We start from the raw sequence: 10,686 nt of genomic DNA on the forward strand, positions 1-10,686 counted from the left end.
GACCTGGATCGCCGGGCAGCTCGAGCCGGCCGGCCGGCTCACCGTCGATGCCGGCGCAATCGGCGCGTTGAAATCCGGCAAGTCCTTGCTGCCGGCCGGGGTAAAACTGGTCAGCGGCAATTTCTCGCGTGGCGACACGGTGGCGATCCTGTCGCCCGAGGGCCGCGAGATCGCGCGCGGGCTGGTTGCCTATGATGCCGCCGATGCCGTAAGGATCGCGGGTCTGAAGACGGCCGAGATTGAAAACGTGCTCGGCTACGAGGCGCGCTCGGCGATGATCCATCGCGACGACCTTGTGGTAAGCGTTGTCGGCGACCAAGTATTGGCCGACGAATAAGTATTGAACGACGACGGGCGGAGGATGAACCATGCTGAAACTGCATGAAAAATCCGGCGAAGACACGATTGCGCTGATGGCCGACATCGGCCGCCGCGCGCGCGCCGCCGCCCGACCGCTGGCCGTCGCTTCGACCAAGGCCAAGAACGCCGCGCTTGCCGCGATGGCGGACGCCATCCTGCGTAACGAGCAGGCCATCCTCGACGCCAATGCCATCGACATGTCGAATGGCGAGGAGGCCGGTTTGTCCGGCTCCTTCATGGACCGGCTGAAACTCGATACTTCGCGCATCAAGGCGATGGCCGACGGCATTCGCGAGATCGCCGCGCTCAAGGATCCGGTCGGCGACGTCATCGCCGAATGGGATCGGCCGAACGGGCTGCATATCGAGCGCGTGCGCACGCCGCTCGGCGTCGTCGGCGTCATCTATGAAAGCCGCCCGAATGTGACGGCGGATGCCGGCGCGCTTTGCCTCAAGGCGGGCAATCCGGTCGTCCTGCGCGGCGGCTCGGATTCGATCAATTCGTCGTCGGCGATCCATGCCTGCATGGTCGAAGGGCTGAAGGCCGCGGGCCTGCCGCAGGATGCCATCCAGCTGGTGCCGACCACCGACCGCGCGGCGGTCGGTGAAATGCTGAAAGGGCTTGGCGGCAATCTCGACGTCATCATCCCGCGCGGCGGCAAAAGCCTGGTCGGGCGCGTGCAGAACGAGGCGCGGGTGCCGGTCTTCGCGCATCTGGAGGGCATCTGCCATCTCTACATCGACCGCTCGGCCGATCTCGGGATGGCGGTAAGGATCGCGGTCAACGCCAAGATGCGGCGCACCGGCGTGTGCGGCGCCGCCGAGACGCTGCTGGTCGACCGCGCGGTGGCCGCCACGCATCTGGCGCCGATCCTGGAAGCGTTGCGCGCGGCCGGCTGCGAGATCCACGCCGACGCCGAGGTGTTGAAAGCCTTTGCCGATGCCAGCCCGGCGACCGACGCCGACTGGGTGACGGAATATCTCGACGCCATCATCGCGGTGAAGCTGGTCGACGGCGTCGCCGGCGCGATCGAGCATATCGAGACTTTCTCCTCGCACCACACCGAGGCGATCATCGCCGAGGATACGCAAGCGGTCGAAAGATTCTTCAACGAGATCGATTCGGCGATCCTGCTGCACAACGCCTCGACGCAGTTCGCCGACGGCGGCGAGTTCGGCATGGGCGCCGAGATCGGCATCGCCACCGGCAAGATGCATGCGCGCGGGCCGGTCGGCGTCGAGCAACTCACCTCGTTCAAATACCGCGTGCGCGGGTCGGGACAGGTGAGGCCTTGACGCTTTTCGCCCGGCAGGCCTGAGGGAGGCCAAGGCGAATGCTTTCGCAAGCCGAGCAGCCTGTCCCGGCCCGCTATTTTCGCATGCCGCATGCCGCAAAGGGCCTGACCGTCGGCCTGTTCGGCGGCTCGTTCAATCCGCCGCATGCCGGACATTCGCTGGTCGCAGAAATTGCGCTGAGAAGGCTGGCGCTCGACCAGCTCTGGTGGATGGTGACACCGGGCAACCCGCTGAAAAGCGGGCGGGAACTGGCGCCGCTCGCCGAGCGTATCGAATTGTCCGAAAGGATCGCCAGGAATCCCAGGATCAAGGTCACCGCCTTCGAGGCGGCGCATCACGTGCGCTACACCGCCGACACGCTCGCTTTGGTCAAGGCGCGCAATCCGGGTGTCGATTTCGTCTGGATCATGGGCGCCGACAGCCTGCGTGACTTCCACCGCTGGCAGCGCTGGCGCGAGATCGTGCTGACCTTCCCGATCGCGGTCATCGATCGTCCGGGCGCCACGCTCTCCTTCCTGTCGTCGGTGGTCGCCAAGACCTTCGACTATGCCCGCATCGACGAGGGCGACGCGCCGCTGCTCGCCCGCATGCAGGCGCCGGCCTGGACCTTCATCCACGGCCCGCGCTCGTCGCTCTCCTCCACCGCGATCCGCAAGGCGGCGAGGGGCTGAGTTTCTTCCTTCCAGCGGAGTGCGACCTCCAAGATTGAGGATCTTGAGCGCTACTTCTGCAACGCAGAGATCCTTCCAGCACCCCTCATCCGTCTTGCCGCTTCGCGGCAATCCACCTTCCCCACAAGGGGGGAAGGGAAGGCGCGCCATGTCGCTTTTACAGCTGCTTTCCGTCCTCCGGTAAGCGATGCTGCGCTGGCATGCTGAAGCAGAACACCGCCACGACCGATCCCAGCCGCGCCGAACAACCGGCGCCGCTGATCGCCATTGCCAGCGTCATCATGTCGATGGCGCTGATCGCCATCGGCAATGGGCTGATGTTCGCCTATATCCCGGTGCGTCTCGGCGCCGACGGCTTCGACCCGACCTGGGCCGGCCTGATCGTCACCGGGCTCTCGGCTGGGGGGCTGGCCGGCTGCATCCTGACCGGGCCGCTCGTCAGGCGGGTCGGCCACGCCCGCGCTTTCATGGTGCTTTCGGCGCTGATTGCGCTCTCCAACGCCGCGATCGGCGCCGGGCCGATCCCGCTGCTTTGGATCGCCGCCCGGGCGCTTTACGGCTTCGCCATTTGTGGGCTGTTCATCGTCGCGCAGAGCTGGCTGAACGACGCCTTGCCGAATTCGATCCGCGGCCGGGTGATGGCGGTGTTCTATGTCGCCTATATAGCCGGGCTCGGCGTGGGATATGCGACGCTCGCCGCGGTCGACATCCACACGGCCGCGGCAGCGCTGATCGGCATCACCTTCACGGCGCTTTCCATCCTGCCGGTCGGCATGACGCGGCTCGCGCAGCCGCCCGCGCCGCAGGCCGCATCGGTGGCATTGCGCCGTGCCTGGCGCATCTCGCCGGTTGGCGTCGCCGGAATGCTCGCCGTCGGCGGCCTGACGATGATCGTATCCGGTTTCGCGCCGATCCACGCCACCGCCAAGGGCTACAGCCAGGCCGACGTGGCGCTGCTTTTGTCGGCGATGCCGGTCGGCACGCTGATCCTGCAGATACCGCTCGGCTGGATTTCGGACCGCACGGACCGGCGCTATGTGCTGGCGGGCGCGGCGGCGCTGGCGACCGTCGCCAGCGTGCTTGCCATCGCCTTCGACGGCGGCGCGCTGATGGTGCTGGTGGTGATCTATCTCATCTGGGACGGGGCGTCGGAATCGATCTATGCGCTGTCCAGCGCGCATGCCGCCGACCGTGCCGCCAAGGACGAGCTTCTGGCGCTGTCGAGCTCGATGCTGTTTGCCTGGTCGCTGGCCGGCTTCATCGTGCCGGGCCTCGTCACGGCGCTTTCCGCCGTCTTCGGCACGGCGGCCTTCATCTATGTCGGCATCGTCATCGCATCAGCCTTCTGTCTGTTCGTGCTGTGGCGCGTGATGGCGGGCCGGCCGACGCCCGCGCCCACAAGCGGCAGTTTCGCGCCGATGTCGGCGCAGACGCCCTTGCCGGTGGAGCTTGCCTTCGCGCCGGACGAGACGACCGCCTCCAAGTGAAGAACACATGACTACTGCTTGCGTGCCTCCGGCGCCGGCACCTCAGGAGGCGGCAGCGGGATCGAGATGCCTTCGCTGTCGAAAGCCTGCTTGGCGCGCTTGGTCATGTCGATCTGGGTCGAGAAGTGGTCGGCGGCCGAGGTCCAGTAACGCAAGGTGAGCGAAACGGTCGCGTCGCCGAGACTGGCCACGAAGGCGATCGGCGCCGGTTCGCGGCGGATGCGCTTTTCGGCGCCGGCGATGGCAAGCAGCGTCTTTTGCGCGCGGTCGATATCGTTCCAGGAGCCGATGCTCAAGCCTATGTCGGTGCGGCGCACGCCGTTGCGGGTGAAATTGCGCACCGGCTGGTTCCACAACGTCGAGTTGGGCGCCAGCACATAGACGCCGTCGGCGGAGCGCAGCTTGGTGGCGAAGAGGCCGATTTCCTCGATGGTGCCGGCAATCGAGCCGACCTCGACAGATTCGCCGATGCGGAAGGGCCTGAGCGCGAGCAGCATGATGCCCGCGGCGATGTTCTGCAGCGTGCCCTGCAGCGCCAGCCCGATGGCGAGGCCGACAGCGCCTATTGCTGCGATGATGGAGGCCGTCTGCACCCCGAACTGGCCGAGCACCATGATGACGACCAGGATCAGGATGGCGTAACGCACGATCTTGGAGAAGAAATTGCGCAAGGTCGCGTCGAAGCCGTGGATATGACTGAGGCCGACACGGATCGAGCGTTCGGCCAGGCCGGCGACGAAATAGCCGACGACCAGGAGGATGACGGCGCCGATGGCCGAGAAGGAATAGGAAACGATCAAGGTGCTGAGCTGCGCGAGCCCGGCCTGGATGGTGATGAGGGCGCTTTGCGGGTCGGTGGGCATGACGGGGATCCCGTTGGTCGGTGCGCCGATAACCCATGCGCCCGGGATCGGTTCCCGCCTTTTGCAGTCCGGCTGAAAGCCTCTGGACCATCCGTGGGGATCACGCTTCGGGGCCGTCGTCTTGAAACTGCAATGGAACTCTGCCTATCTAAGTGGTGTCACCTGATTTGCATGGGTGATTTGGTTGTTCTTGTTGGGAAAGGAAACACACTGAGAACAGCACTGCGGAAGAAGGCTGACATCATGCCTTCGCCGGCCGGGATCAGCGTAAACGACGCCGCGTCCCACGCCATCGCCACAGTCCTTGCCAGTCTGGAAGACTCCAAGGCCGAAAACATCGTCTCAATCGACATCCAGGGGAAATCGAGCCTCGGCGACTATATGGTCATCGCCTCGGGCCGATCGCACCGTCATGTCTCGGCTGTCGCCGATCATCTCCTCAAGGCGCTCAAGGATGCCGGCCTCGGCACCGCGCGCGTCGAGGGGCTGGCCAGCGCCGACTGGGTCCTGATCGATTCGGGCGACATCATCGTCCATGTCTTCCGCCCCGAAGTCCGCGACTTCTACAATCTCGAAAAGATGTGGCTGGCGCCGGACCTCGAGGAAGAGACCTTGCACTGAGCCTTGATCCGCCTGCCGTGAACCGTCACGGTAGGCGCTAGGACAAGCTCGCCGGGGCGAGGATGAAGATCACCGTTCATGCCGTGGGCCGGATGAAGACCGGCCCCGAGAGAGAGCTCGCCGACCGCTATTTCGAGCGCTTCGCCAAAAGCGGGCCCGCGGTCGGGCTGGAATTTGCCGGCATCGTCGAGGTCCCCGAGAGCCGCGGACAGAGCGCCGACGAGCGCCGCCGCGAGGAAGCCCAGAAGCTGCAGGCCCAGCTGCAGGCCGGTACCGTTCTCATCCTGCTCGACGAACGCGGCAAGTCGCTTTCGTCGGAGGAACTCGCCGCCCGTGTCGGCCAGTTACGCGACGGCGGCCGCAAGGCACTGGTCGTCGCCATCGGGGGCGCCGACGGCCATGACAAGGTCTTGCGCGATCAGGCTGACCTTGTGCTGTCGTTCGGGGCGCTGACCTGGCCGCACCAGCTGGTGCGCGTGATGCTGGGCGAGCAGCTTTATCGGATCGCCACGATCCTGGCGGGGCATCCGTATCATCGATCGTAATTCGCGGTGCGTTGGCAGGCGGCATGCGTTGGAGATTGGCCGAAACGCCCATCGCGATCGTCATTCCAGGGCGGAGCAGGAGCGAAGCTCCGTCGCGAAGACCCTGGAATCCATGCCGTTACCTCTGCCAAGGCGTGCAACGGAGCAAAATTCAGCACCGTGGCGGCGCTTCCAAGTCACGGAATGGATTCTATGGTCTGCGCCGCGTCGCTTCGCTCCTTGCTCCGCCATAGAATGACGAAATTGGGGGGCGGCTTCAGCCAATCCCCAGCGTTTGCGCGGGTTTCTCAGAAGCCTTACACCAAGACAATCGGCAACTCTTCAAAATCCCTGTGCTGGGGAGCCAGGAGGCACCTTGCTATCCGGATTTCCGCCTCAATAACTCGACATCACGATCAAAGTAGCGCTTCCAACATGGTTGATGGTTCGTTAACGAAGCGGCGGATAGGTTAGGGGCCTGATGTCTGAAGGCTGGTACCCGATCACGCGCGCCTGGCGCAGCCGCTGCGGCTTGACCCTCGTCGCCGCCGTGGTCGCGCTCGGGCCGGTCCGGGCGACCGAGAACACGCTCGACACGGCGCCGGATCCCGATCAGAGCCGGGCCGAATACGAGCAGGTTTCCAAGGAGATCACGCTTTCGTCGGAGCGGCTGGCCAAGCTTGCCGCCGATATCGCCTCGGTGCGGAAGGACTATGCCTCGATCACCGCTGCGCTCATCCAGTCGGCGATGACCGAGCAGAAGCTCGGCCAGGACATCGAGGACATCGGCGCCAAGCTCGAAGGGCTGAAGGCCGAGGAAAAGAAGCTGCGCGCCTCGCTCATGGCGCGGCGCGACGTGCTGGCCGAGGTGCTGGGCGCCCTGCAGCGCATGGGGCTCAATCCGCCGCCGGCGATCCTGGTCAAGCCCGAGGATGCGCTGTCGTCGGTGCGCAGCGCCATCCTGCTCGGCGCCGTGGTGCCGGAACTGCGCCAGCAGACCGACCGGCTGATGGCCGATCTCAAGGAGCAAACAAGGGTGACGGCCTCGATCGAGGCCGAACGGGCGAGACTCACCAGCGCCGTCACCGACCAGACGGCGGAGAAGAAGCGGCTCACCATGCTGCTCGAGGCCAAGAAGAAGCTGCAGGCCGACACCCAGGCCGCGATCGCGGCCGAGCAGCAGCATTCGCAGCAGCTGGCGGCGAAGGCGAGCAGCCTCAAGGACCTGATCGCTTCGCTGGAAGCCGACAAGGCGCGCAAGGCGCAGGACCAGGTCAAGGCCGGCGAGCGCAAGTCGACCGACGCCGACACGACGGCCTCGACCACCGAGCTCGCCGCCCTGCCGGTGCCGGAGGCCAACCGCCTTACGGGATCTGCGCCATTTTCGGCCTTGCAAGGCCAGATCGCGCTGCCGGTCATCGGCAAGATAAAACGGCGTTTCGGCACCGACGACGGCAATGGCGCGGCGATGCAGGGCGACATGGTTGCGACACAATCGGGGGCCATCGTCACCGCGCCGGCGGATGGAAACGTGCTTTATGCGGGGCCGTTTCGCTCCTATGGTCAACTCTTGATCCTCAATGCGGGCGACGGGTATCATGTTGTCCTGGCGGGGATGAGCAGAATCAGCGTCGCGACGGGACAGTCGGTGCTCGCGGGAGAGCCGATCGGCGCGATGGGAGAGGCCCGGGTGGCAAGCACCTCGGCCTCGCGAAATGGAAATGCGACGCCGGAACTCTATGTCGAGTTCCGCAAGGATGGAAAACCCGTCGATCCGGCCCCATGGTGGGCGGACCGATTCTCTGGAAGGACGTGAAATGATGCGGAAACTGTCGCTTCTGTTTGCCGGCGCGCTGATGGGCGCATCGGCAATGAGCCTGGTCTACGGCGCACCGGGCTCGGCGGCGAACGCTGCGGGCTCGGAAACCTACAAGCAGCTGGCGATCTTCGGCGACATCTTCGAGCGGGTGCGCGCCAATTACGTGACGCCGCCGGACGACAAGTCGCTGGTCGAGAACGCCATCAACGGCATGCTCGCCTCGCTCGACCCGCACTCCTCCTACATGAATGCCGAACAGGCGCAGGACATGCGCGTGCAGACCAAGGGCGAGTTCGGCGGTCTCGGCATCGAGGTCACCATGGAGAACGACCTCGTCAAGGTGATCACGCCGATCGACGACACGCCGGCCGCCAAGGCGGGCGTGCTTGCCGGCGACTACATCGCCAAGATCGACGGCGAGGAGGTTCGCGGCCTCACCCTCAACGACGCGGTCGAGAAGATGCGCGGGCCGGTCAACACGCCGATCAAGCTCACCATCCTGCGCCAGGGCGCCGACAAGCCGATCGAGCTGACGGTGGTGCGCGACATCATCAAGGTCAAGGCGGTGAAGTACCGGGTCGAGAACGACATCGGCTACATGAAGATCACCTCCTTCACCGAAAAGACCTATGACGATCTCGAGAACGCCATCGAGAACATCAAGAAGCAGGTGCCGAACGACAAGCTGAAGGGCTATGTGCTCGACCTGCGCCTCAATCCGGGCGGCCTGCTCGACCAGGCGGTCAGCGTGTCGGACGCCTTCCTCAAGCGCGGCGAGATCGTCTCGACCCGCGGCCGCGACCCGAAGGACGTGACCCGCTTCGACGCCAAGCCGAAGCAGGTCGACGACATCAACGGCAAGCCGATGATCGTGCTGATCAACGGCGGCTCGGCGAGCGCGTCGGAAATCGTCGCCGGCGCGCTGCAGGATCTGCGCCGCGTCACTGTGGTCGGCACGCAGTCCTTCGGCAAGGGCTCGGTGCAGACCATCATCCCGCTCGGCGAGAATGGCGCGCTGAGGCTGACGACGGCGCTCTATTACACGCCGTCGGGCAAGTCGATCCAGGGCAAGGGCATCACGCCCGACATCAAGGTCGACCAGCCGCTGCCGCCTGACCTGCAGGGCCGTGACCTCACCCGCGGCGAATCCGACCTCAAGGGCCACATCAAGGGCGCCGACGAGAGCGCAACCGGTTCGGGCTCGGCCGCCTATGTGCCGCCGGATCCGAAGGACGACCTGCAGCTGATCTATGCCGAGCAGCTGCTGCGCGGCGAGAAGACCGACCCGGCCTTCCCGCCGAACCCGGACAAGGCCGTGCTGAACCAGTAATGCGGTTCGGGCTTTGAGTATGTGCATGTCGTTATTCCAAAACCGCGACGCACTTTTGGGCGACATGCACTAGGCTGGGCTCTGGCCGATCGAGCTAAGCAATGCAATGCTGCCGGGACCGCGAGGTTCCGGCAGTTTGATTCGGGGACCGAGGCTAAGAGCATGATCCCGAAAAGTGGGAACCGGTTTTCGGGAAAGATCATGCTCCAACAAAAATTTAGATCAGGGTGGCGGTTCAACGAAACGTCATCCTGATCTGGGCGCCACGCGTCTGGGGTATAGCGCCGAAGGTTGCGCAGGATCTCACGTTTAACGTGACATTCACGGGGCGGCGTGCTGGGAACTTAACTTGGCAGACATCGGCAAAGATATCGAACGCCCGCTCGGACAGTCGCTCCCACCCAAGCGGCCGGCGCGGCGCGGCATAGGCGGCGGCTCAGCTGTCGCGGCGGTCGCAGTGCTTGCCGTGATTGGCGTCTCCAGTGCGATCGCGCTGCGTGAAAAGCCGTTCCGCAAGCCGGAAGAGGTGGCGGTCTCGACACCGAAGGTCGTCGCTGCTCCCGCCACTCCTGCGCCGGCGCCCCCATCGGCTCCGGTCGCGGCGGCGGCGCCACAGCCCAGCACGCCGATGAAGAGCGGCGGGCCACAGATCATCCACGTCCAGACCGAGGAGGGCGACGGCCCGCCGAAAGCGGCGATCGTCATCCGCGATCCCTCGACGCTCGGCCAGAACCTCAAGGTCGCCCATATCCCGGACAGGGCGCTGATCGAGGCCAGCGACACCGGTCCGCTGCCGATGCGTTCTGCTGATGGCCGGAGGCCGTTCGACGTCTATGCGCGGCCGTGGTCGGGGGCGCGCGGGGCGCGCGTTGCGATCATTATCGGCGGGCTCGCGGTGTCGCAGACCGGCACGCAAGCGGCGATCGCCAAGCTGCCGGCCGAAGTGACGCTGGCCTTCGCGCCGCAAGGCAACAGCATCGGCCGCTGGATGCAGGCGGCAAGGCAGAGCGGGCATGAAATCGTCATGCAGGTGCCGCTCGAGCCGTTCGACTATCCCAACGTCAACCCCGGCCGCAACACGCTGACGGTCTCGGCCAGTCCCGAGGAGAACCTGAAGAGCCTGCACTGGGCGTTGTCGCGCACGACCAACTACACAGGCGTGATGAACTATATGGGCGCGCGTTTTTCGGCCGATGCGAACGCGATGGAGCCGTTCATGGCCGAGCTCGGCAAGCGGGGGCTTGCCTATATCGACGACGGGTCTTCCGCGCGCAGCGTTGCGCCCGAGCTTGCCTTGAAGGACGGCGTGCCTTTCGCCGCCGGGGACATGGCGATCGATGCCGTGCAGGATCGCGGCGAAATCCTCAAGAAGCTGGACAGCCTTGAGGCGACGGCGCGGGCCAAGGGCTCGGCGATCGGCATCGGTTCAGCCTTCGATATCACCGTCGACACGGTGACGTCCTGGATCGCCGAAGCGAAGAAGCGCGGCATCGAGATCGTGCCGATCTCGGCGGTGGCCATCGATCCGCAGAAGGGCTAGCCATTGGCCGGTCGCCGAGGCACGACGCTGTAAATGGTGAATGGTGAATAGTGAATAGTGAATAGTGAATAGTGAATAGGGCAAGATTTCAGTGTGACGGCGCGGCTTCCGGTGGTCACTTCCATTCACCATTCACCATTCACCATTCACCATTCACCATTCACCATTCACCATTC

The 10,686-nt window shown here is 65.1% G+C and carries 10 protein-coding genes; 9 read left to right on the forward strand and 1 reads right to left on the reverse strand.

Annotated features, from left to right (window positions below; genetic code table 11):
* The 4 genes from EOD07_RS09455 to EOD07_RS09470 form a co-directional block, all read left to right on the forward strand.
* Window positions 1-337: PUA domain-containing protein (locus EOD07_RS09455; RefSeq protein ID WP_348627747.1), on the forward strand; the 337-nt coding region annotated here is incomplete at its 5' end.
* Between the two features lie 31 nt (window positions 338-368).
* A complete protein-coding gene (locus EOD07_RS09460; RefSeq protein WP_127235232.1) occupies window positions 369-1,655 on the forward strand; it encodes a glutamate-5-semialdehyde dehydrogenase in 1,287 nt (428 codons plus the stop codon).
* Between the two features lie 83 nt (window positions 1,656-1,738).
* Complete coding sequence (locus EOD07_RS09465; protein WP_127235237.1) at window positions 1,739-2,326, forward strand: nicotinate-nucleotide adenylyltransferase; 588 nt, start codon at window positions 1,739-1,741, stop codon at window positions 2,324-2,326.
* A 200-nt stretch (window positions 2,327-2,526) separates the two neighbouring features.
* A complete protein-coding gene (locus EOD07_RS09470; RefSeq protein ID WP_127235233.1) occupies window positions 2,527-3,813 on the forward strand; it encodes an MFS transporter in 1,287 nt (428 codons plus the stop codon).
* An 11-nt stretch (window positions 3,814-3,824) separates the two neighbouring features.
* Here EOD07_RS09470 and EOD07_RS09475 read toward each other — a convergent pair whose 3' ends face one another.
* The gene (locus tag EOD07_RS09475; protein ID WP_127235234.1) at window positions 3,825-4,676 is read right to left on the reverse strand and encodes a mechanosensitive ion channel domain-containing protein; all 852 of its coding nucleotides are present in this window, start codon (window positions 4,674-4,676) and stop codon (window positions 3,825-3,827) included.
* Window positions 4,677-4,919: 243 nt separating this feature from the next.
* On the opposite strand from EOD07_RS09475, the gene rsfS reads away from it, so the two are divergent.
* The 5 genes from rsfS to EOD07_RS09500 all read left to right on the forward strand — a co-directional run bounded on the left by rsfS (window position 4,920) and on the right by EOD07_RS09500 (window position 10,510).
* Complete coding sequence (rsfS, locus tag EOD07_RS09480; protein WP_071071267.1) at window positions 4,920-5,297, forward strand: ribosome silencing factor; 378 nt, start codon at window positions 4,920-4,922, stop codon at window positions 5,295-5,297.
* A 62-nt stretch (window positions 5,298-5,359) separates the two neighbouring features.
* Window positions 5,360-5,842, forward strand: a complete 483-nt coding sequence (gene rlmH / locus EOD07_RS09485) for a 23S rRNA (pseudouridine(1915)-N(3))-methyltransferase RlmH (RefSeq protein ID WP_127235235.1) — start codon at window positions 5,360-5,362, stop codon at window positions 5,840-5,842.
* Between the two features lie 460 nt (window positions 5,843-6,302).
* Window positions 6,303-7,637, forward strand: a complete 1,335-nt coding sequence (locus EOD07_RS09490) for a murein hydrolase activator EnvC (RefSeq protein WP_073985038.1) — start codon at window positions 6,303-6,305, stop codon at window positions 7,635-7,637.
* Window position 7,638: 1 nt separating this feature from the next.
* Window positions 7,639-8,970, forward strand: coding sequence for a S41 family peptidase (locus EOD07_RS09495; protein WP_164772142.1), 1,332 nt, complete (start codon window positions 7,639-7,641; stop codon window positions 8,968-8,970).
* A gap of 349 nt (window positions 8,971-9,319) precedes the next feature.
* A complete protein-coding gene (locus tag EOD07_RS09500; RefSeq protein WP_127235236.1) occupies window positions 9,320-10,510 on the forward strand; it encodes a divergent polysaccharide deacetylase family protein in 1,191 nt (396 codons plus the stop codon).
* Window positions 10,511-10,686 lie beyond the last annotated feature (176 nt).

The sequence above is a fragment of the Mesorhizobium sp. M2C.T.Ca.TU.002.02.1.1 genome, assembly GCF_003997225.1.